This window comes from Cryobacterium zongtaii (assembly GCF_002909375.1).
In the GTDB taxonomy this organism is placed as follows: domain Bacteria; phylum Actinomycetota; class Actinomycetes; order Actinomycetales; family Microbacteriaceae; genus Cryobacterium; species Cryobacterium zongtaii.
This window is the reverse complement of sequence record NZ_PPXD01000009.1, coordinates 100,433-122,224: the sequence shown is the minus strand read 5'-3', so window position 1 is coordinate 122,224 and position 21,792 is coordinate 100,433. Positions and strand designations below refer to the sequence as shown.

The following is a 21,792-nucleotide window of genomic DNA, read 5'->3' as shown; positions in this document are numbered from 1 at the left end:
GTGTCAGGCCTGCCGGTCAAGCAGCACGTAGGTGTAGGCCGCGATGGTCGCCGCATCCACGATGTCGCCCGCGCGGATCATGCGCCGGAAGTCGTCTTCGCTGAACCAGCGGTGCACCATGTCCTGCTCGGTGATCTCCCGCTCCGGCGGGCCGGGCGTCAGCTCGGTGGCCAGATACAGGTCGCAGCCCTGGCTGCTGTGCCCGTAGGCGCTGTAGAAGTGCGCCAGGTGTCGCACCTCGCCGGCGCGCATCCCGGTCTCCTCCTGCAGCTCGGCGCGGGCCAGATCCTCCTGGCTGCCGTCGTTCTCGCCCGGCCAGGAGCCTTGCGGGAACTCCCAGGCCCGCCGCCCGACGGTGTACCGGAACTGCTCGACCAGCCAGAACCCGCCGTCGACATACGGCACCACGATGGCAAAATCGGGCTTGTCGATGACGCCATAAATGCCCTGCGACCCGTCCGGGCGGCGCACGATATCTTCGCGCACGGTCATCCAGGCGTTGCGGTACACCTCGCGGGTTGAAACGGCTTCAGTCATGGGGCCATTCTCTCGGGTTCCCCGCACGACCCACAACGAGGCAGAGGAGGTGCCCCGTCGTATCGGTGCACCTCCTCGACGATCTGGCCGCGCGGCAACCGGTGCGGTTTAGGCCCGCTGGCGGCGGCGGATGAGCAGAGTGCCGGCTCCGGCAGCCAGGAGCGCGAGTGCGCCGCCGATCATGGGGGCCAGCGAGCTGACCCCGGTGTTGGCCAGGGCCGCGGTGGCGCTCTTGGCCGCCACCACGGTGAAGGCGATCTCGGCGGTCTCTCCGTTCGCGGCCGTCACGACGATGCGGTGCACGCCCGCTTCGGTGTTGGCCGGGATGGTGACGGTTCTGCTGAAGGCGCCCGCAGCATCCGCCGTGACAGCACCGAGTCGCACCGGTGCCGAGTGCAGCACGACAGTGATCTCGGCGTCAGCGGTGAAGTCGCGACCGGAGACGCCAACGGTGCTGCCCGCGACCACCCGCAGGTCGGCGTCTGCGAGAGCGACGGATGGCTTACGCGTTGCGGTGTCGGTCGGAGCCGGGGTCGGTGTCGCCGTCGCCGTCGGAACCGGGGTGGCGGTGGGCGTCGGTGTTGGCGTGACGAGGCCGAAGACCTCGGGCGCGGTTCCGAGGTTGAGGAAGACCGTTTCGCCGGTGGCGTCCTTGAGGCCGTCGTTGTCGGTGACCGCGTAGACGTTGCCGTCGGCGCCGACGGTGAGGCCCTCGAGCTTCTCCTGGGTCCAGCCGTTGGTGGCCGCAAGGTCAGGCAGCACGTCGTAGGCGAGCGTTTTGGACAGAATAGGCAGCGTGCCTGCGGCCGGGTCTGCCTCTGGAACGGTCACGGTGTAGATGCGCTTCACGGCGGCGGCAGGGCCGTTGAGTTTGTCTCGCTCGATGACGGCGAGGGTGTTCTCGTCGACCGCGACGATCTCGGACAGGCCCATCCAGTCGCCGCCGCCGGCGGCTGCCTCCAGCTGGTAGCCGAACCAGGCCCAGCTCTGCTCGGTTACGTCGTAACGACCGATCCGGGTGACGCCCTCGCCGTCCACGGTCGTGGTGGGGTCGGCCGGGTCTGCCCAGAGCGGACGCTGCACGGCAACGTAGAGCTGTTCGTTTCCGGCCGCGTCGGTGGTCGCGGTGACGCCCTCGAAGCCCCATTTGGAGATGTGGTCGGAGATCTCCGTGGGCAGCGACACCTTCTCCTGCACCGCACCGGCGGCATCCGTTCGGTACAGCGCGTTGCCAGGGCCGGTGGCGCCCTCGGCGGCGAGCCAGAAACCGCCCTGTTCGCGCGCGTGCAGGCCCTCGATGTCGAGCACGGCCGGCTTGCCGTTCTCGGTGACCACCAGGCTGTCGTCGATGCGCGCGGGCGCGGCGGTCACGTCGACCGTGAAGATCGTGCTCGGCGAGACGGCGGAGTCACTCGCCGTGTAGATGTGGGCGGTGTCGCCGGGCTTGGCGCTGAGCGCGCCGAGCGCCTGCCAGCCGATCGGCAGGCCGTCGACGTCGTCGGAGACGATGCTCGGCTGGCCCGCCGAAGCGTTACCGAGCGTGCCGACGCCGAGCTGGTACAGGGCCACCGACGCGCGCACGCCGACGCCGGCATCGTCGGTCTCACTTGAGGCGACGAGCAGGTTGCGGCTCGGCACGGCGAGCAGGCCCTCTGGCCCGTTGGTGGCGAACACCATCTGCTGATAGACCGGCTTCACAGAGTCGGAGAGGTCAAAGACAGCCACGAAGTTGCTGCGCTCGGAGGCGACGAAGCCGTACCTGGTGCCGTCGATGGTGGAGACCATCAGTCCCTCGGGCTCGCTGCCCTTCTTGTCGGCGCGGCTGTCGGCGTACACACCATTGGCCACAGCGAGGTGCTCGAAGGAGTTGCCGGCGTCCCAGGCGACGTCGCCCGTGCTGGCGTCGAAGATCGTCCAGCCGCGGGTGCCGCCCTTCCAGTCACCCTCGTTGGCGGTGGCCAGGTGGGTGTCGTCGACCCAGGCGATCGAGTCGGGCTCGCGCGGGACATTCGTGATCTGACCGGTGAGGTTGATCACCTTGTCTTTCTTGGTGTCGATGCCGGTGACCGTGGCAGTGCCGGCACTGAAGACCTTGGTGATCGCCCTGGTGGGCAGGTCGATGAGTGCGATGCCGTTGTTCTCCTGCAGGGTGACCGCAAGCTGGTTGGCGCTGTTGATGGTCACGTATTCGGGCTCGGGGTCGGTGGGCGAGTCCAGGCCCGCGGCCACGAACGAGGCCAGTGCGGCGCCGTCGGCGGCAACCAGCGGAACCGGGGTGGTCACCCAGCTGGTGGGGTCGGTGTTCAGGTCGATGACCTGCACGAACCCGGCGGGCAGCTGGGGCAGGTCGCCCTTCTTACCGGCAGTGGGAGTGAATTCCTCGTCGCGCTGGTTCTCGATCGCGATGGCCGCGTATTTTTTGTCGGCGCCGATGGCGATGGAGTCGGGCTGGCCGCCCAGGTCGATGCTGGTGACCAGGCTGCGGTCGCTGATGCGGATCACGTCGAGCCGGCCGGAGGGCGACACGAAGTCTCCGCCGCTCTCGTCGACGACAACGAGCACGTAGTCGCCGTACACGGCCACGGAGGTGGGCTGGTCATCAGCGTGGCCGAGGTCAGCCAGGGAGATGCTGCCGGTGCCGACCGGGTTGTTCACGTCGGTGATGTCGAGGAAGCCGATCCGCTTGCCCGGGGCATCCGTGTAGATCACGGTATTGCCGTCGTCGGTGACGCCGGAGATCTCCGCGGCAGTGGCGGCAGCCGCGTCGGCTCCCGCGGGGGCGTTGAGGTAGACGGGGTAGGTGGCGGTGCGGTGGAACGCCGAGGAGGTCGGGGCCGGCGCCGCAGCGACCGCCGGTGCGACGACCACGCAGCTGGCCATGAGGGCGGCCCCCACGATCAGGGTGGCGCGGCGGGCTGGTCTCGAAATCGGCATGGCTTCCCCTGGGTCACGAACGTGGTCTGCACTCATTCACAGATGCTCACCGAGCCTGGTGGCGACGGGCGACCTACGGATGACCCGCGGGAGTCTCGCAGGCGACGACGGCGTGTACGGCAGGCAAACCAGGCGCGGCGCGGCGGGTTCGAGCAAGCGGATGCGAACCCGGGCAGCCGCACCCGGATCCGCCTTCGGCCCGAAGGACGCTACCAGGCGACGGGTCCCTGAACGTCGGTGAACGTGCCGGTGGGGCCGTCCGCATCGATCGTGGCCATGCGCACGGCCGATCGTGCGCCCTCGGCGGGGGTGAGTACGCCGCGGTGGTTGTTCAGGTCGGTCGCGACGAAGCCCGGACAGACGGCATTGACCAGGATGCGCTCGGCGACGAGGGCCCTGGCATACATCATGGTGACGGCGGTCAGCGCGGTCTTCGAGGGTACGTAGCCAAGAGCGATGGGATCGGTGTTCGCGAAGTCGGAAATCGCCGCCAGCGAGCCCGCGCTGCTGGACACGTTGACGATTCGAGGGGCTGATGACCGGCGCAACAGCGGCAGGAACGCGCTGGTGACGGTGATGACACCGAACACGTTCGTCTCGAAGACGTAGCGCACATGGTCGAGATCGGCGGTTTGAGGCATCTGGCCGGCGAAATCCGCGCCGGGCCGGTGGCTGATGCCGGCGTTGTTGATCAGGGCGTCGAGGCGCCCGAACCTGCTCTGGATGGTCTCGGCTGCCGCCTGGACCGATGTCGGGTCGGTGACGTCAAGCGCAACCGCGGTGACATCGCCGCCAGTTGCACGCAGCTGGGCAGCGGTCGCTTCGCCTCGCTCAAGGCTCCGGGCGCCGATGACCACGGTGTGGCCGAGGTGGGCGAGCTGGGCGGCGATTTCGCGCCCGATTCCTTTGTTGCCGCCGGTGACGAGGGTGATCATGGGGTTGGTCATGGGATCGGTCATGGGTACTCCTTCAGTGCCGAAACGATTTGTGCGGCACAGCCCAGCCTGCCGACCGGATGCTGGATTTGGAATAACGTGATGTCCGGTTTATTTGCCCTATAGTTCGGATATGGCGACCGACCGGCTCTCAGACATCCTCGATCTCATCGAGGTGAGGAGCGTGGTGTCGGGTGGTTCGGCCGTGCGCGGCCGCTGGCAGACCCGCAATAACATCGACGACGACCTCAAGTTCATCGCGGTGGTTCGGGGCCGAGCGCGGTTGACGACCGATGGCCTGCCCGCGCCCCTCGAGCTCAACGCGGGCGATGTCGTGATCCTGAACGGGCGATCGTGGCTGGCGCTCGAGGGCGGGGTCGGCGACGGCGAACCCATCCAGGTGCGACCGCCGTCGGCGGGCTCCGTGATGTCTGCCGAAGACGCAAATGCGGATGGTGCGGACGTGCTCATCGGCGGGCGCGTGGACCTGAACCCCACCGGCCGGGAGTTGCTCCTGCGCACGTTGCCGCCGGTTCTGCACGTCGGTCTGGCGAGCCCCGTCGGCGCTGCGCTGCGCGGCCACATCCAACGATTATTCGAAGAGATCATGGCCGACCGCGTCGGGTCCGACTTCGCAATCCGCCAGTACGGCCAATTACTCCTGCTCGACCTCATCCGCGGATACCTGCACGACCCCGACATGCCAGCCGGCTGGTTGAAGGTGCTCACCGACGAACGACTTCGGCCGGCATTGGCGCTCATCCACGAACAACCCGCCAAGAGCTGGAGCCTGGAGGACCTGGCGCGCGCGGCGTCCATGTCTCGCACCACTTTCGCAGGGCGGTTCCGCGACGCTGCGGGCACGCCACCCCTGTCGTACCTGATCAACTGGCGGATGCTGCTGGCTCAGCGTGAACTCCGCACCTCGGACACTCAGATTCGTGCGCTCGCCCTTCAGGTCGGCTATTCGTCCGAAAGCGCGTTCAGCACCGCCTTCAAGCGTCGCGTCGGTGAATCTCCGCTGAGCTATCGTTCACGCGCCCGCACCCCGCAGGTCTCTGTCGCAACGTAGCGGGCGTCAGGTTCGGGTCTAGGCGAACTCGCTCCCGGGTGCGGGCCGATCTCCTCCGAGGCCGCTCAGGAGGTCACGAGATCCGCCGGTTCAAGCCGGCAGCCCCCGGCGAGCCCGGTTATCCGGAAGCAGCAGCCTAGGACAAACCAAACCGGCCAGCCGGCCACAGGGCAAGGGCATCACGATCGCCACCCTCACAGCGTCGGAGGCGTCGATCTACGGTCGATTCGGTTGCGGTGTGGCCACTACGGAGCAGAGCACGGTGGAAACCAGCGCCGAGTTCCAGCTGGACCATGTGCCGGTGGGCTCTGTGGAGGTCGCCGACCCCAAGGAACTTCTCGAGCTGTTCCGCCGGTCTTCACCCAGCGCGGCGCGGGTCACCGCATTCTCGGCGGCGCCCGACCTGGACTGGACATCGCCGCGCTCTCTTCCAGCACTTAGGTATACGCAGAGGGTCACGGCTTCAGTCATGGTGCCGGCTCGCGCAGGGTGATCGCACGCGCACTTCCGCCGCAGCACACGCGGAGGCGCCCCCGCAGCCAGCTGGGGAGCTGGCTGCGGGGGCGCTTCTGTGCCGTCAGATTAGGTGCGCTTGCGACGCACCATGAACATGGCGGCGGCACCGACAAGTATGGTCAACAGGCTGAAGAGTGCAGCCCCGCGCAGACGGTCTGAGTCCACCCCGGTGTGCGCGAGTGCACCCACCGACTTCAGGTTCACTCTCACGTCGTCACGGTCGGTGATCTCCGGCCCCGTGGGAGGCGTCGCGGTGACGCTCGCCTCGTTACTCACGAAGCCCGCCGACTTGTCCGCATCCGTAACGGCGTAGGTAGCGGTCGCCATCACGGACGCACCCGGAGCAAGCTCACCCTGGGCGCTCGGCCACGCACCGTATCTAATCGCCGACAGGCCGCGCAGTTCATCCGCGATCGAGACGGATGTCAGCGACACGTTGCCCGTATTGGTCACGACGAAGGTGAAGGTGATCGTGTCACCGCGAACCACACCGGTCTTCACCAACGAGATCGCCGGGCCGTCGACGAGCAGCAGATCGAACGTGTCCTTGTCGGAGACCACCGGCCCATGCGGCGGCGTGCCCGTCACGTCGGCCGTGTTGGACACGATGCCGGCGTCAAGGTCTGCCTGCGTCAGGGTGTAGCTGGCCGTGGCCGTCACCGACTGTCCAGGTGCAAGCACACCGGAGCCAGCCGGCCAGGCGCCGTACGACACGTCCGACAGCCCGTCGAGGGCGTCCTCGACGGATACCGAGGTCAGGGTTACGGTGCCCGAGTTCGTCGCGACGAACGTGTAGGCAATCGTGTTTCCGTCGAGCACGCCGGTCTTCACCAGCGACACCGAGGGAGTCCCGCCGAGGGGCTGGTCGAACTCGTCCTGGTCGGTGACCATGCCGCCGCCGGGCGGGGTGCCCATTGTCATCGCCGTGTTGTGCACGGTGCCGGCATCACGATCCACCTGCGTCACCGCGTACGTTGCGGTTGTGGTCACCTGCTGGCCAGGAGCCAGAACTCCCTCGGCGGCCGGCCACGCACCGTAAGAAATCTCCGACAGGCCCTCGAGCTCGTCGGCGATCGACACCGCAGTCAACGTCACGTTGCCGGTGTTCGTCGCGGTGAACGTGTAGGCGATGGTGTCGCCCTTCAACACACCGGTCTTCACCAGGTTCAGCGCAGGAGCGCTGCTGAGGGGCTGGTCGAAGTCGTCCTCATCAGAAACAGGAGGACCACTCGGCGGTGTTCCCGTGGTGGTGGCGGTGTTGTCAACGCTGCCCGCATCCCGGTCAGCCTGCATCACAGCGTACGAAGCGGTCGCGGTTACCGACTGACCCGGGGCAAGAACACCCTCAACGGACGGCCACTGACCGTAGGAAATCTCCGACAGACCCTCGAGCTCATCAGCGATCGACACCGACGACAACGTCACACGGCCCGTGTTCGTGGCCGTGAACGAGTACTCGATGGAGTCCCCGTCGAGAGCGCCGATCTTCACCAATGAGATTCCCGGGTTCGAGTCCAGGGGCTGGTCGAAGTCGTCGTCATCCGAAACGTCCGGTCCACGAGGCGGTGTTCCGGTTGTCGTGGCGGTGTTGCTGATGAGACCCGCATCGCGGTCCGGGGTCGTCACCGAATAGGATGCCGAGGCAGTCACCGACTGTCCGGGAGCGAGCACACCTGCAGCAGCGGGCCACTCACCGTAGGTAATCTCCGACAGGCCGTTCAGCTCATCCACGATCGTGACGCCGCTGAGGGTGACGTCGCCGGTGTTGGTGACGATGAACCCGTAGTCCAGGGTGTCGCCGTCAAGCGCGCCGGTCTTGACCAAGGAGATTGCCGGGGCAGCTCCCAGGGGCTGGTCGAAGTCGTCCTCGTCAGAAACGGATGGACCGCTCGGCGGTGTTCCCGTCGTCGTTGCGGTGTTGTCCACGGTGCCCGCATCACGGTCGGCTTGGGTCACCAGGTATGAAGCAGTTGCGGTCACCGACTGGCCCGGGGCAAGAACGCCCGAAGCGGCCGGCCATACGCCGTAAGAAATCTCCGACAGGCCATCGAGCTCATCCGCAATTGTCACCGCCGACAACGTCACATTGCCGGTATTCGTCGCAGTGAACGAGTAGGCGATGGTGTCGCCAGCGAGCACGCCGGTCTTCACCAGACTCAGCGCAGGTGCACCAGCCAGGGGCTGGTCGAAGTCGTCCTCGTCAGAAACGGGCGGACCGCTCGGCGGCGTTCCCGTGGTGGTGGCGGTGTTATCCACGGTGCCCGCATCACGGTCGGCCTGAGTGATCGCATACGAAGCGGTGGCAGTGACCGACTGGCCCGGGGCGAGAACGCCCGAAGCGGCCGGCCACGCGCCGTAGGCAATCTGCGACAGGCCCTCGAGCTCGTCGGCGATCGACACCGCAGTCAACGTCACGTTGCCGGTGTTCGTCGCGGTGAACGAGTAGGCGATCGTGTCGCCAGCCAGCACACCAGTCTTCTCCAGGGAGATTCCCGGAGTGAGTTCAGGCAAAGTGACGAGGGCCGGAGCCTCATCGGTCACGGCCGTTCCGGCCGGTGGGATGCCCGAGGTAGTCGCAGTATTCGACACTTCTCCGGCCGTGACATCGGCTTCTGTAAGGGTGTAACTCGCGGTCGCGGTCACCGATTGTGTCGGCTCCAGAACACCCGGAGCGCCGGGCCAGATGCCGAACTCGATGGAGGACAGACCAGGCTTCGGGTCGGCCAGCGTCACGTCGGTGAGGGCAACGGTCCCCGTGTTGGTGACGGTGAAGTCATAGTCCACGGTGTCGCCAACCGCGCCGGTGGCGCCGTCCACGAGGGTTCCGGTCTTCTCCAGATCGATCGACGCACAGTTCGTGTTCACGATGCCGATGAGAGTGCTCGCCAGCGCGGCGAATCCGGCGAGGTGGTAGTCGTCGCCCTCGACCGGTCCGGAGATCTGAGTGATGTGCTCGCGGAACGTCGCCAGCTGACCGCCCGCGATGTTGTCGTTCACACCAATTGGAACGATCCGGGTGCCCTCGCCCTTGACCACGTTTGCGCTGCGGACGGCAGCGTCGATGGTCGCCTGATTGGTGCTGTTTCCCGGGCCCTGGACGGGGTCAGCGTACTGGGTGGGATTGCCGTCGGTGAGGAAGAAGAGCGCGTCGTAGGTCTCGGTCGACCCGGCAATGGCTGCGAGACCGCGGTCCCAGTTCGTGCCGCCCTGGGCGGGAACCGGACGCTGCAGGGCGTTGACGTAGGACACGATCGCGTCGACGCCGGCGGCGTCGGCCACAGACGTCAACGGCAGCGGCGCGTTGGCTCCACCGTTGGTGGCCGGCGCGTTCGACGCGAAGTTGGTGACCGCAAAGCGAACCGGGTAGCCCTCGAGCGCGTTCGCGAGCTCGGCGAGCTCTTCACGTGCCTGCTGAAGCTGCGGGTCGGTTACCGAGTTGGACAGGTCCAGGCTGATGGCGAAATCCACTTCGCACTGTGCCGCCATGGCCGGGTTCGGGGCCGCAGGCACTGCGGACTGTACTGCGAATGCTGCCGAGGCACCGCTGATTGCCAGTACCGAGGCGAGGGTTGCCGCCACCGCCCCGCGCGCGACATGTCGCCTATTTCTGTGTCGTGCGGATGAATCAGGACGTAGTCGTCTCATGTGATCGGGTTCTCCATGGTCGATCGGATGGCACAGCACATACAGAGAACGGCCATGCCTGGCAGCTGGGTTACTGCCGCCCAATGCTCGCCTCTCCCTCGCCCGCGCAAGCTCGGAATCTGCGAATATCACCCGCCACTTCACCCTTCGCCCAGCAGGCGGTCTGTGGCGCGCATCGCGGCCGGACACCTCCTCTTTGGGGGCGCGGAATCTGCGATCTGGCTGATGAGGCGGCAATTATCTCGACACAGGCCAGAACAGGCGCCGACAGCGGCACAGCGGCCATTGGCGAACCGGGCGGGGTGGCCTTCATCGACTCGTCGCCCCAGCGCCTGGGCTCGGAATCATGGCGCTGTCGATGCCCAAAACCGAGAGATTCGGCTTGGCTGCGCTTGCCTTCTTTGGTGCGGTTGACGGTTTGTGGTCAGGCGAGCAGGTGGGGTGCCGTCGTAGCGACTCGGATGGCGCCGTCCCGGTCGTTCACGTCGAGTTTTCGATAGATCGATTTCAATTGGGTCTTGATCGTGTTGGGTGACAGGTGCTCTGCGGCAGCGATCGCCGCGACGCTTCGCCGTTGCACGAGGTGGCGGAACACGACTCGTTCGCGCTCGCTCAGGTGCACGGCCGGAGGTGCCGTTACCGCACTTGTTCGAGAGTCGAGTTCGCGGAGCATGCGCGGTTCGAGCGCCGGCCGGTGCTTGGAAAGCAGGGTCGCTTGTTCGGAAGCGGTCAGGCGAAGCAGCACGATGCCAAGTTTTTCAGAGGCCACGAGGTCGATTGCCGCTGCGAAGTGCCCGCGTGCCTCCTCGATTTGGCCGAGCTCGAGCTTCGCCGCGGCGACGAGCACCAACAGTTCGACGGTGATGCGAGGACTGATCAGCGTCTGGGACAGCCCCGGCGCTGCGAGCACGAGAGCCCCCCGGGCGTCTCCCTGCCGGAGAGCAGCCCACGCACGAACGAGGCGCACCGGATCGATCGCGGCGGGAAGGGTGACACCGTCGAGTTGCGACATCGTCTGAGTCGCCGAGCCGATATCGCCAAGCGCCAATTGCAACTCGGCGACCGCCATCGTGGACAGCCACCCGTTCAGGCCGCTCGAACGCAGGCGCTCTGGCTGGGTTGACAGTGTCGCGCCGACACGGGCGAGCTGCTGCTGAGTTTGACCGGAGGCTCTGGCCAATGCGGATTCGACAAAGAGCCTGAACGCCCAAGACTCCCGGTCGATGTCGGCCGATGGCGCGGCATCCAATGCCTCTTGCGCATCTTCGAAACGAAGATCATTTACGGCCAGAAGGGCGCGCGCGAGTGCGCCCGCCGTCAATACAGTGTCAACGGCCGTCGCTTCCGCTGGACCAACTCGAGTCTCACGCCCGGCTCCCGGCTGGCGACTCAACCACTGTTCAGCGACGCCTCGGTTGCCGGAGAGCGCGTAGTTGAGCGCCAACGAACCCGCCGCCTCCGTGACAATCCGCTCGTTGTCGAAGGTCAACGCTTCATCGAAGGTGCGTTCGTAGGCACGGTTCGCATCGATCAGCTCGCCTCCCAGTTCGAGAGTGATCGCCCATTGCAGCCGAATGTCAGGGAGCACCGGTCGGATGGATGCGATCGCTTCGTCGGAGACGTCGGCGATCATCACGTGCGCCTCGCGCACCAAAGCCACCGCTTCGGCCATGTTGCCCTGGAACCGTGAGGACACGCTCCGACTCGTGAGGTCGACGAGGATGTCGAGCAGGCCACGGGGAACGGGTGCCACCCGATGCTGGAACCGAAGCGGGCGGCGATCGCCGCTCACCGGCAGGTAGTTCACGTAGGTCTTCGCCGCAACGAGCCGCGGGTTATCGGCAAGGACCTCGGCCGGGAGCGCATTAATCACTTCCAGGAGGAGGGCTTGATTCGTCTGTGTGAGAGCTACCCAGTGCGTCGCGAGTGAGTCGATTGCGGCGGACCACGCCTGCTCGCTCAGCGCAGCACGCAGCTCTTCTTCAAACGACGAATCCCCCACAGCGAATCATTGTACGAGGGTTTTTCGTTCGCCTGGGCCCCCAGAAGTCGGGGTCTGCGGCGTCCCCATCCCTCCGGCGTGCGGTCCGAGAACACAGCAAATATCGCGTTGGCGACGCGTTACCCATACATAGTTATATTCTCCACGGACTGTGGGTGCACGAGCCGGCACCGTCGGCGGCGCCTAATTCGAGGGCCCTACACGAAAGCCCTAGCTGGCCGCTTCGCGCCAGCGGAGCTCCTCGGCGCTGAGCCGGAGGACGTCCGTACGGGCCGCCTCGAGCGCAGCCGACACCGCTCCGGTGGCGACCGCGGATGCGCCGAGCAATGATTGCCTCAGATCGGGCGCGGGGAGGTCCAACTCGGTTGGCAACCGAGCACGCGCCACCTCGATCACCTCGGCGAGTCCATCCGCTACCGCCCCAGACACGATCACCCGTTCGGGATCGTAGAGGCTGCCGAAGACCGCCGTGACACGGGCCAACAAGGCTCCCGCACGTTCAACCAGACATCTCGACCACGGGTCCCCCTGCCGGGCCAGATCCAGGACGGCGCGACCGGTGAGCTGCTCGGTGGGAATGTCGGTCAGTGGATGCCCCGGCGGGATGTGGCCGGAGGTTGCAGCCTGCACCACCCAGTCGGTGAGTTTCAGGCCGATTCCCGCAGCCGACTCGACTCCGAATACGAAGTCGAACGCCTTCATCTCACCGACGCCGCCGTGTGCGCCTCTCAGCAGATGCCCGTCGACGACCACGCCGGCGCCCAAGCGGTCACCGGCCAGCAAAACCACAAAGTTCTCCAGCCCGACGGCAGCTCCGGTCGCACCCTCGGCCACTGCGGCAAGGGACGCATCGTTCTCAACCCTCACGATCGGCACCCATTCCTCGAGCAGCTCGCGCAGGTCCGGGTTCATACGGCGCCAGAAGCCCTCACGCTGCTCGGGCGACCTGCCGTGAGAGTCCACCGGCGACGGAACTCCGACACAGGCGGCGAGCACTTCGGTGCGGGAGCGACCCGCAGCGATCAACGCCGAGTCGATGGCGGCGACCACGGCGGCTCGGCGCTCGTGGGTGCCCTCATTCGCGGCGGTCAACTCAGTGGTTTCTTGGGCGAGTGGCACACCGCGAAGGTCGGCCACTGTCGTGGTGAGATGCGATCGGCCCGCATCCATGCCGATGACCACGGCGGCCTCGGGCCTCAGTTCGAATCGGCGCGCTGGCCGCCCCTTGCTGTACTGGCCGACGGCGCGGGAGTTGGGTAATTCGCGAAGCAGGCCGAAGTTGATGAGCTCGTCGAGCGCAGCGATGGCCGTTGACCGCGTCAGCCCGGTCGCCTCCATGGCGTCGGTGCTGACGAAGGCGCCGGCGGCCCAGGCGAAGTCAAGCATCGCGTGCAGGCTGGCGCGTGACTCCGGGACGACGGCGTTCAACATGGCGAAAAACCTCTTGACTCTCGTATTCCTTTGTTGCATTATTGTGGCAGTCCTATTGATTTGATAGCTAAATCTAATAGTCCAACTAATCGAATGATGACCAATGACGGTTTTTGAAAGGACGATGACGTGGACCGAACCACTCGCCGCACACCCAGGGTGGTCGCTGCTTCCCTTGGTCTGCTGCTGGCTGGGGCAACGCTCACAGGCTGCGCGCCAGGCGATGCACCCGAGACCGTGAGCTTTCACCTCACGAAGCCCGAAGCGATCCCGTACTTCCGGGAACTGATCAAGGAATACAACGCCTCGCAGGATGACGTCGAGGTCATCCTCGACGCGTCGTCGAACCTGCAGGCCGGCTTCCTCCGCGGCAACCCGCCCGACCTGGGTCTGCTCAACTACAACATGGAGATGGCCCGTTTCATGGAACGTGGCGCCCTGAGCGACCTGTCCGACATGCCAGAAGCGGAGCGCATCCTTCCCGAGGTTCAAGACCTCGTCGGCCAGTACGCCACTTACCCGGGTCGCACCAGTGTTCTGCCGTATTCCGTGATGGCGGCATCCGTCATCTACAACACCGAGATGTTCGAGCAACAGGGACTCGAGGTCCCCGAAACCTACGACGAGCTGATCGCCGTGTGCGACCAGCTCAAGGCCGCGGGGATCACCCCGTTCTACGGCACCTTCAAGGATCCCTGGACCGTGGCTCAGGGCTGGTTCGATTACACCGTCGGCGGCGAGGTCGACGTGGCCGACTTCTACGAGGAGATGAACGAGCTCGGCACCGAGGTGGGTCCCGAGTCGCCGGTCTCGTTCCAGAAGACGCTCGCCGACCCTGTCGACCGGATGAAGCTGCTCATCGACAACTACGCCAACGCGAATGCGGCCAGCAAGGGCTACGGCGACGGCAACCTCGCCTTCGCTAAGGGAGAAGCGGCGATGTACCTGCAGGGACCGTGGGCCCTCGGCGAGATCGCGAAGACGTCCCCCGACCTGGAACTCGGAACCTTCCCCCTGCCGATGACGGACGACCCCGAAGACCTTCAGGTGCGGGTGAACATCGACCTCGCGGCCTGGATCCCCGAGGCGTCGGAGCATCAGGAAGCCGCCCGCGAGTTCCTCAGCTATCTCTTTCAGCAGGACGTGATGGATGCCTACAACACGGCTCAACTCGGCTACGGCACTACGACCGATGCCGCGCCGGTCACCGACCCGCGCATCGTCGGCATGAAGGAGTACTACGAGGCCGCTGACTTCTACCAAGGAGCGTCACGAGCGATCCCACTCACCATTCCCACGGAGAACTACCTGCAGGGCATCGCCCTGGGCAGCAGCGTGGAAAGCACCCTCAAAACCCTCGACGCCGACTGGGCGCGACTAGCGCTCCGCCGCTAGCCGACTAGATAAGGAACTGGCCATGACAACGACGACTGTGCCCCGGCGTCCGAGGCGCAAGGTTGAAGGCATCTACTACGCCTTTCTGGTGCCGAGTCTTCTGCTCTTCACTCTCGCCATCACGGTGCCGGCCATCATCGGCATCTTCTTCAGCTTCACCAACTCGATCGGTTTCGGCGAGTGGGAGATCGTTGGGCTGATCAACTACATCGCGATGTTCTCCGACCCCGCCATCCTGTCGAGCTACCTCTTCACCTTCGGCTTCGCCGCCGTCACCGTGGTGCTCGTGAACGCGATCGCTTTTCTCCTCGCGGTCGGCCTGACGGCGAAGATCAGGCTGAAGACAGCGCTCCGCACGGTGTTCGTGATCCCCATGGTGGTGTCTGGCATCATCATCGCCTACGTCTTCAACTTCCTCTTCTCCAATTCGCTCCCGGCGTTCGGGCAGGCGACCGGAATCGGCGTCCTGAGCGAGAGCATCCTCGCCAACCCGGATTTGGCCTGGATCGGCATCGTCATCGTCACCGCCTGGCAGGCAATCCCAGGGACGCTCCTCATCTACATCGCAGGGCTCCTGGCCGTACCAGGGGACGTCTACGAGGCGGCCGATCTGGACGGCGCGAGTAAGTGGCAGCAGCTGCTGCGGATCACGCTCCCGCTGGTGGTCGGCTACGTGATCATCAACGTGCTGCTCGGCTTCAAGAACTTCCTCAATGCCTACGACGTCATCGTCGGTCTTACCAACGGCGGTCCGGGCACCGCCACCCGAAGCATCCCGATGACAATCGTCACGGGCTTCACCGGAGGCGACTACGCCTACCAGATGGCCAACGCAACGATGTTCTTCGTCATCGTCGTGGTGATCTCACTGCTCCAGCTCCGGATCACTCGTGGAAGGAACGCAATCTAATGTCGACGCAGCCTGCCCTCATCGCCGAGGGCATTGAAGCCACCGCAACACTCGAGGACGGCAAGGCGCGACGCAGACCCGCCTCGGCCGTGCGGAGCCGCGGCAACAAGCCCAGCATGTCCCTCATGATCGTGCTGCTGTTATGCGCCATCACGGTCGTCGTTCCGCTCTACGTGACCGTCTCGATGGCGTTCAAAACCCAGGCGCAGGCTGTCGACGGCAATGCCTTCTCGCTGCCCGCCCCGTTCAGCGTGGACGGATTCGTCACCGCGTGGAATCTCACGAACTTCCCCGCGGCATTCGGCGTCTCCGTGGTCGTCACGGCGGGAACAGTCATCGGAACTGTCCTGCTCGGCGCCCTGGCGTCGTACGCGATCTCGCGCAACTGGGACCGCAAGCTGTTTCGCTATTCGTTCTTCTATCTGCTTGCGGCGATGTTCATTCCGTTCCCGGTGGTGGCGCTTCCGCAGATTCAGTTGACCGGGTTGCTCGGGCTCGACAACCCCGTCGGGGTCACGATCCTGCACATCATGTTCCAGCTGAGCTTCAGCATCCTGCTGTTCACGGCCTTCCTCCGCTCGATCCCGTCCGAACTGGAAGAAAGCGCTCGCCTCGACGGCGCGACCACCTGGCAGACCTTCTGGCGACTGATCTTTCCCCTGCTGGCACCGATGAGCGCCACGGTCGGTATCTTCGCCTTCCTGGCCTCCTGGAACGACTTCATGATGCCGTCGCTGATCACCTCCAACCCCGCGCTGCAGACGCTGCCCGTGGTGCAGAGCATCTTCCAGACCCAGTTCAGCAACAACTACAACGTCTCCTTCGCCTCGTACCTGATGGCGATGGCGCCCGCCATCATCGTCTACCTCTTCACCCAGCGTTGGGTGATGGAAGGCGTCACGCAGGGCGCGGTGAAGGGCTGACGCCCCTCCCGAATTCCCACCCCGCCAGGACCACCCCTACCGCTTCAGCCCTACCCAACCTCGACCACAAGGAGAACCCGTGAGCATTGTCGACGTCGCTCAGGCGCCCGCCCAGCATCCGATCAGCGAGCCGGCACCCTGGTGGCGCCAGGCCGCGGTTTACCAGATCTATCCCCGTAGCTTTTCCGACGCCAACGGCGACGGTCTGGGTGACCTTCCCGGCATCACCTCGAAAGCCGACTACCTGCACGACCTCGGCATTGATGCGGTGTGGCTGAGTCCGTTCTACCCGTCGGCGCTGGCTGACGGCGGATACGACGTGGCGGATTACCGCAACGTCGATCCGCGACTCGGCACCCTGACTGACTTCGACGCGATGCTCGACGCCCTGCACACGCGCGGCATTCGAGTCGTCGTCGACATCGTGCCCAATCACACCTCGGACCAGCACGCCTGGTTCCAGGAAGCGCTCGCCTCCGGTCGAGGGTCGTCTGCGCGGGAACGCTACATCTTCCGCGAGGGCAGCGGGCCGGATGGCGCGCTGCCGCCCACTGACTGGGTCGCAGCCTTCGGGGGCTCATCGTGGGAACGGGTTGCCGACGGCCAGTGGTACCTGCACAACTTCGCCATCGAGCAGCCCGACCTCAACTGGTCCAACCCCGAGGTGCGCGCCGACTTCCTGACAACCCTGCGGTTCTGGTCGGACCGCGGAGTCGACGGCTTCAGGATCGACGTGGCCCACATGCTCACCAAGGACCTCACCGAGCCGCTGCCGTCGCAAGCCCAGTTGGATGCTCTCCCCCGGGACGGCATGCATCCGATGGTGGACCGCGACGACGTGCACGAGGTCTACGCCGAGTGGCGCCAGGTGTTCAATTCCTACGACCCGCCGCGCACGGCGGTGGCGGAGGCCTGGGTGGACAAGGCGCGGGTGCCGCTCTACGCCAGCCCCGATGGCCTGGGTCAGGCCTTCAACTTCGACCTGCTCGAAGCAGACTTCGACGCCGGCCAGTTCGAGACCGTGGTGCGCGACAACCTCACCCTGGCGGAAACGTCAGGCTCGTCGAGCACCTGGGTGCTGTCGAACCACGACGTCGTGCGGCATGCGACCCGTTACGGACTTCCGCAGCCTGCACGGGACGATTCCGGGCGTCCGGCACGCAAGCACGGCGCCGACTGGGTGATCTCCGGCGGGGTGACGCCGGTGCTCGATCGTCCGGCCGGCGAGCGGCGAGCGCGCGCCGCGACCCTGTTCATGCTGGGCCTGCCCGGCTCCAGCTACCTGTACCAGGGCGAGGAACTCGGGCTCCACGAGGTCGCGGAGATCCCGGCGGGCGACCGGCAGGACCCCACGTTCTTCCGCAGCGCCGGCACCGACCTCGGCCGCGACGGCTGCCGCGTTCCCCTGCCGTGGGAAACCGGCAACGACGGGGGTTCGGCGTTCGGCTTCGGCACCGGCGGGTCGCACCTGCCCCAACCGGCGTGGTTCGGGGACTACTCCGTTGCCGCACAGAGCACAGATCCCTTGTCGTCACTCGAGTTGTACCGCAGCGCTCTCTCGCTGCGTCGCACGCTGCAGACCGGTGAGCACCTGGAGTGGATACCCACGGGGCGCTCGGACGTGCTGCGCTACCGGCGGCCCAACGGTTGGGAGATCGTGACCAACTTCGGGACTGAGCCGTACCCGGTCGACCGTGACGACGTTGCGCTCGCCAGCCGCGCCCTCGAGGCGGGCTCGCTGCCGGGCGAGGCCACTGTGTGGTTCGGCAGTCACGGCACCGACTGATTCACTGCCACCTAGCCGGCCCCGGACGTAGCTCCGACCTGAATTCACCGCGCAGAACGGTGAGGGCAGTGGGGTCCGGCTGGGGCCGTTCGTCGCATCGGGTCCACCGCCTGCACAATCAAATCGAATGATGTGCCCTGCGCACTTGACATCCACAAAAACGTTTATGTAAGCTCTCACCCACATCAACAAAAACGTTTTTGGGAATGGGTTCAACGATGAGCAAGCGTGTGGGTATTCGAGAGGTCGCGGCCGCGGCCGGCGTCTCCGTGACGACCGTGTCTCACTCGCTCAGCGGCGGCGGGCAGCTCAGCGACGCCACCCGGGAACGCGTCAAGTCGGTGGCCGAGGGCCTCAACTACGCACCCAACCGGCTGGCCAGCGGCCTCCGCAGCAAGCGCTCGCAGATCATCGGCTTCGTCAGCGACGAGATCTCCACCACGCCCTACGCCGGCAACGTTCTGCTCGGCGCTCAAGAGGCCGCCGCGGCCAACGACCAGGTGCTCATGGTCGTCAACTCCAACCGCAACTCCAAGGTCGAAGACCTCGGCATCGAAGCGCTGCTGCAGCACCGGGTCGACGGCATCATCTACGCCCGCATGTACCACCAGGCCGTTGAACTTCCCGCAGCGCTGAGCGGCATCCCCACCGTGCTGCTCGACGCATCCAGCGACCGCACCGACCTGTCCTCGGTGGTGCCCGACGAGGAGGGCGCCGCCCACACGGCCATGGAGCACCTCATCGAGGCCGGGCACCGCCGCATCGGCTACCTGGGCAACATCGACGACATCCCCGCCACCCGCGGCCGCCTGGCCGGGTACCGCGCCGCCCTGACCGAACACGGCATCGCCTTCGACGAGTCCCTCGTCACCATGAGCGAGTCGATGACCGCACCGGGCCGCGACGCCGCCAGCCGGATGCTCGCCCAGCCCAACCGGCCCACCGCGCTGTTCTGCTTCAACGACCGCATCGCCATGGGCGCGTACCAGGCGGCGCAGCTGGCCGGCCTGGCGATCCCAAACGACCTGAGCATCGTGAGCATCGACAACTTCGAGGTCCTGGCCGACGCACTGCTGCCCGGACTGACCTCCATCGCGCTGCCGCACTACGAGATGGGCCGCTGGGCCATCGAGCGGCTTGCGGCCGAACTGGCCGGCGACGCCGAGTCGGCACCGCAGCAGATCCGCATGCACTGCCCACTGGTTCAGCGGCAGTCAGTCGGCCCGCCCCCGCGATAACGCGGCGACGAGCCGACCTCCTCTACTTCGCGACCGCTGGAACGGCCGCGACGATCGGCGCCTCCGCCGAAACACCCCCAACCCAACCGATAAGAAGGAATGAAGATGCGACACGCAAAGAAGCGCCTGATCGTAGCGAGTTTAGTCGCCACGAGTCTCGTTGCCACGATGGCCGGTTGCGCCAGCGGCGCCGCCGGCGGCGGCTCCGATGGCAACAACGGCGAACTGACCGTCTGGACCCACAACGGCGGCAACGTCGAAGAGCTCGCCGCGGTGCAGGCCATCGTCGACGGCTATAACGAGAGCCAGGACAAGACCACGGTGAAGCTGCAGGCGTTCCCGCAGGCCTCCTACAACGACTCGGTCATCGCGGCCGCGGCATCCGGCAAGCTGCCCTGCATCGTCGACATCGACGGCCCCAACGTGCCCAACTGGGCCTGGGCCAAGTACCTCACCCCGCTCGACCTCAGCGTGGACCTGGACGAGAACCTGCCCAGCACCCTGGGTATCTGGAACGGCGAGACCTACTCGGTGGGCTACTACGACGTGGCGCTGGCGATGTTCGCCCGCAAGTCGGTGCTCGCCGAGAACGGCATCCGCCAGGCCACCATCGACCAGCCGTGGACCCAGGCCGAGTTCGGTGACGCCCTGGAGAAGCTCAAGGCCACCGGCACCTGGACCAACCCGCTCGACATCGGCACCGGCGATGTCGGCGAGTGGTACCCCTACGCGTTCTCCCCGCTGCTGCAGTCCTTCGGCGGCGACCTCATCGAGCGTGACGAGTACCAGTCGGCCGAGGGCGTTCTCAACGGTCCCGAGGCCCTCGAGTGGGCCGAGTGGATGCAGTCCCTCGCCACCGACGGCTACATCGCCACCAAGAGCGGCGCCGACTCCGCCCTGGACTTCCAGAACAACGTCACCGCCATCCAGTACGGCGGCAGCTGGGCGGCCGCCAACAACGCCGCCGCGCTCGGCGACGACCTGGCCGTGATGCCCTCCGTCGACCTCGGCGAAGGCACCAAGATCGGCGGCGGCTCCTGGCAGTGGGGCGTGACCACCGGTTGCGCCGACACGGAGGCAGCCATGGACTACCTCTCCTACTCGCTCTCCCCCGAGAACATCGCCGCGGTCGCAGTGGCCACCGCCACCATCCCCGCCACGGATGCCGCCGCCGCCCTGGTGCCCGGCTTCGAAGAGGGCGGCAACCTCGCCATCTTCCGCGAGTTCTCCGCCCAGAGCGCGGTGCTCCGCCCCGAGACCCCGGCGTACCCGTTCATCGCGACGGAGTTCACCAAGGCCACCCAGGACATCATCAACGGCGGCGACCCGCAAGACACCCTCGACGCGGCGGTCACGGCCATCGACGCCAACATCAAGTCCAACGGCGGTTACACGCAGAAGTAGTCGACCGCGGGGGCGCGGCTGACGCTGCGCCCCCGCCCTCGCCCTCGCTCAGGGAGACTCTCATGACCAGCACGATCGAACGACCCCCGGCGGCCCCCGCCGCCGGCCGCCCGGCCCGGCCCAGCCGGCCCAAGCGGGACCGCACCAGCAAGACCGAAAACCTCGCCGGACTGGCCATGCTCACGCCCGCGGTGCTGCTGCTGGCCCTGTTCATCTTCGTCCCCGCCATCCTCGCGTTCGGTCTCGCCTTCACCAATGCCCGGCTCATCTCGCCCTACCCGGCCACCTTCGTCGGCCTCGACAACTTCGTCAGGCTGTTCGCGGATGCCGCGTTCTTCCGCGCGCTGATCAACGTCGGCTACTTCGCCCTGGTCGTCGTGCCGCTGCAGGCCGGCCTCGCCCTCGTTATGGCGATCCTGGTGAACAAGAAGGTGCGCGGCACCACGTTCTTCCGCACCGTGTACTTCCTGCCGGTGGTCACCTCCATGGTCGTCGTGTCGCTGCTCTGGCTGTTCATGTACCGCCAGGACGGCCTGATCAACGTGATCATCGACCGGGTCACCTTCGGCCTGGTCACCGGGCCGGACTGGCTCAACGACACCACCACCTCGATGCCGGCGATCATCCTGATGTCGGTCTGGCAGGGCGTGGGCTTCCACATGATCATCTGGCTCTCCGGGCTGCAGACCATCCCCGCCGACCTCTACGAAGCGGCCGACCTCGACGGCGTCTCACCCTGGCAGCGATTCAGGTACATCACCTGGCCGGGCCTGTCCGCCACCCGCAGCCTGATCCTGGTGACCATCACCATCCAGGCGCTGAGCCTGTTCACCCAGATCAGCGTCATGACCCAGGGCGGCCCGCTCAACTCCACCACCACCGTGGTCTACGAAGCCGTCGAATCCGGCTTCGCCCAGCAGGAGACCGGCTACGCCTCGGCGATCTCCCTCGTGTTCTTCGTCATCGTGCTGCTGATCTCCGTCGTGCAGCGCTTCCTCAGCAGAGAGAAGGCCTGATCATGGCGATCTCACAAGTAGCGATTCCCGAAGTAGCCCCGGCATCCG

15 protein-coding genes are annotated in these 21,792 nt (G+C 66.1%); 9 read left to right on the top strand and 6 right to left on the bottom strand.

The window, feature by feature from the left end; all coding sequences use genetic code 11:
- Window positions 1-3 precede the first annotated feature (3 nt).
- The 3 genes from C3B61_RS08685 to C3B61_RS08675 form a co-directional block, all read right to left on the bottom strand.
- Window positions 4-537: an NUDIX domain-containing protein gene (locus C3B61_RS08685; RefSeq protein ID WP_088457651.1), complete on the bottom strand. Its 534-nt coding sequence runs from the start codon at window positions 535-537 to the stop codon at window positions 4-6.
- A gap of 108 nt (window positions 538-645) precedes the next feature.
- The gene (locus C3B61_RS08680) at window positions 646-3,471 is read right to left on the bottom strand and encodes an esterase-like activity of phytase family protein (RefSeq protein WP_244285887.1); all 2,826 of its coding nucleotides are present in this window, start codon (window positions 3,469-3,471) and stop codon (window positions 646-648) included.
- A gap of 209 nt (window positions 3,472-3,680) precedes the next feature.
- Window positions 3,681-4,430: an SDR family oxidoreductase gene (locus C3B61_RS08675; RefSeq protein WP_103460251.1), complete on the bottom strand. Its 750-nt coding sequence runs from the start codon at window positions 4,428-4,430 to the stop codon at window positions 3,681-3,683.
- A 109-nt stretch (window positions 4,431-4,539) separates the two neighbouring features.
- Between C3B61_RS08675 and C3B61_RS08670 the strand changes: the two genes are divergently transcribed.
- The gene (locus tag C3B61_RS08670; RefSeq protein ID WP_103460250.1) at window positions 4,540-5,478 is read left to right on the top strand and encodes an AraC family transcriptional regulator; all 939 of its coding nucleotides are present in this window, start codon (window positions 4,540-4,542) and stop codon (window positions 5,476-5,478) included.
- Window positions 5,479-5,716: 238 nt separating this feature from the next.
- Window positions 5,717-5,971, top strand: a complete 255-nt coding sequence (locus C3B61_RS08665; protein WP_103460249.1) for a hypothetical protein — start codon at window positions 5,717-5,719, stop codon at window positions 5,969-5,971.
- A gap of 89 nt (window positions 5,972-6,060) precedes the next feature.
- On the opposite strand, the gene C3B61_RS08660 is transcribed toward C3B61_RS08665, so the two are convergent.
- From C3B61_RS08660 to C3B61_RS08650, 3 genes are all read right to left on the bottom strand, one after another.
- Window positions 6,061-9,462: a DUF7507 domain-containing protein gene (locus C3B61_RS08660; protein ID WP_165791139.1), complete on the bottom strand. Its 3,402-nt coding sequence runs from the start codon at window positions 9,460-9,462 to the stop codon at window positions 6,061-6,063.
- A 601-nt stretch (window positions 9,463-10,063) separates the two neighbouring features.
- Entirely contained in the window at window positions 10,064-11,641 is a 1,578-nt protein-coding gene (locus C3B61_RS08655) for a helix-turn-helix transcriptional regulator (RefSeq protein WP_103460247.1), read from the bottom strand.
- Between the two features lie 210 nt (window positions 11,642-11,851).
- Window positions 11,852-13,072 (bottom strand): ROK family transcriptional regulator, encoded by a 1,221-nt coding sequence (locus C3B61_RS08650; RefSeq protein ID WP_103460246.1) that lies wholly within the window; start codon window positions 13,070-13,072, stop codon window positions 11,852-11,854.
- A 129-nt stretch (window positions 13,073-13,201) separates the two neighbouring features.
- Here C3B61_RS08650 and C3B61_RS08645 point away from each other — a divergent pair, with 129 nt between their 5' ends.
- The 7 genes from C3B61_RS08645 (at window position 13,202) to C3B61_RS08615 (ending at window position 21,744) form a co-directional block, all read left to right on the top strand.
- Window positions 13,202-14,467 (top strand): ABC transporter substrate-binding protein, encoded by a 1,266-nt coding sequence (locus tag C3B61_RS08645; RefSeq protein ID WP_103460245.1) that lies wholly within the window; start codon window positions 13,202-13,204, stop codon window positions 14,465-14,467.
- A 22-nt stretch (window positions 14,468-14,489) separates the two neighbouring features.
- Window positions 14,490-15,377, top strand: coding sequence for a carbohydrate ABC transporter permease (locus C3B61_RS08640; RefSeq protein WP_103430860.1), 888 nt, complete (start codon window positions 14,490-14,492; stop codon window positions 15,375-15,377).
- Complete coding sequence (locus C3B61_RS08635; RefSeq protein WP_165788000.1) at window positions 15,377-16,300, top strand: carbohydrate ABC transporter permease; 924 nt, start codon at window positions 15,377-15,379, stop codon at window positions 16,298-16,300. Before C3B61_RS08640 ends, C3B61_RS08635 begins: the two co-directional genes overlap by 1 nt.
- A 79-nt stretch (window positions 16,301-16,379) precedes the next feature.
- Window positions 16,380-18,086, top strand: a complete 1,707-nt coding sequence (locus C3B61_RS08630) for a glycoside hydrolase family 13 protein (protein WP_103460244.1) — start codon at window positions 16,380-16,382, stop codon at window positions 18,084-18,086.
- 218 nt (window positions 18,087-18,304) lie between these two features.
- Window positions 18,305-19,324, top strand: a complete 1,020-nt coding sequence (locus tag C3B61_RS08625; protein WP_103460243.1) for a LacI family DNA-binding transcriptional regulator — start codon at window positions 18,305-18,307, stop codon at window positions 19,322-19,324.
- Between the two features lie 105 nt (window positions 19,325-19,429).
- Window positions 19,430-20,728 (top strand): sugar ABC transporter substrate-binding protein, encoded by a 1,299-nt coding sequence (locus C3B61_RS08620; protein ID WP_341866764.1) that lies wholly within the window; start codon window positions 19,430-19,432, stop codon window positions 20,726-20,728.
- 62 nt (window positions 20,729-20,790) lie between these two features.
- On the top strand, window positions 20,791-21,744 hold the full coding sequence (locus C3B61_RS08615) for a carbohydrate ABC transporter permease (protein ID WP_103430874.1): 954 nt from the start codon (window positions 20,791-20,793) through the stop codon (window positions 21,742-21,744).
- Window positions 21,745-21,792: the final 48 nt, after the last annotated feature.

Coding starts and splice junctions, on each gene's coding strand:
- C3B61_RS08675 (WP_103460251.1), bottom strand. CDS start 4,430: ATGACCGATCCCATGACCAACCCCATGATCACCCTCGTCACCGGCGGC.
- C3B61_RS08670 (WP_103460250.1), top strand. CDS start 4,540: ATGGCGACCGACCGGCTCTCAGACATCCTCGATCTCATCGAGGTGAGG.
- C3B61_RS08635 (WP_165788000.1), top strand. CDS start 15,377: ATGTCGACGCAGCCTGCCCTCATCGCCGAGGGCATTGAAGCCACCGCA.
- C3B61_RS08680 (WP_244285887.1), bottom strand. CDS start 3,471: ATGCCGATTTCGAGACCAGCCCGCCGCGCCACCCTGATCGTGGGGGCC.
- C3B61_RS08650 (WP_103460246.1), bottom strand. CDS start 13,072: ATGTTGAACGCCGTCGTCCCGGAGTCACGCGCCAGCCTGCACGCGATG.
- C3B61_RS08615 (WP_103430874.1), top strand. CDS start 20,791: ATGACCAGCACGATCGAACGACCCCCGGCGGCCCCCGCCGCCGGCCGC.
- C3B61_RS08620 (WP_341866764.1), top strand. CDS start 19,430: ATGCGACACGCAAAGAAGCGCCTGATCGTAGCGAGTTTAGTCGCCACG.
- C3B61_RS08625 (WP_103460243.1), top strand. CDS start 18,305: ATGAGCAAGCGTGTGGGTATTCGAGAGGTCGCGGCCGCGGCCGGCGTC.
- C3B61_RS08685 (WP_088457651.1), bottom strand. CDS start 537: ATGACTGAAGCCGTTTCAACCCGCGAGGTGTACCGCAACGCCTGGATG.
- C3B61_RS08640 (WP_103430860.1), top strand. CDS start 14,490: ATGACAACGACGACTGTGCCCCGGCGTCCGAGGCGCAAGGTTGAAGGC.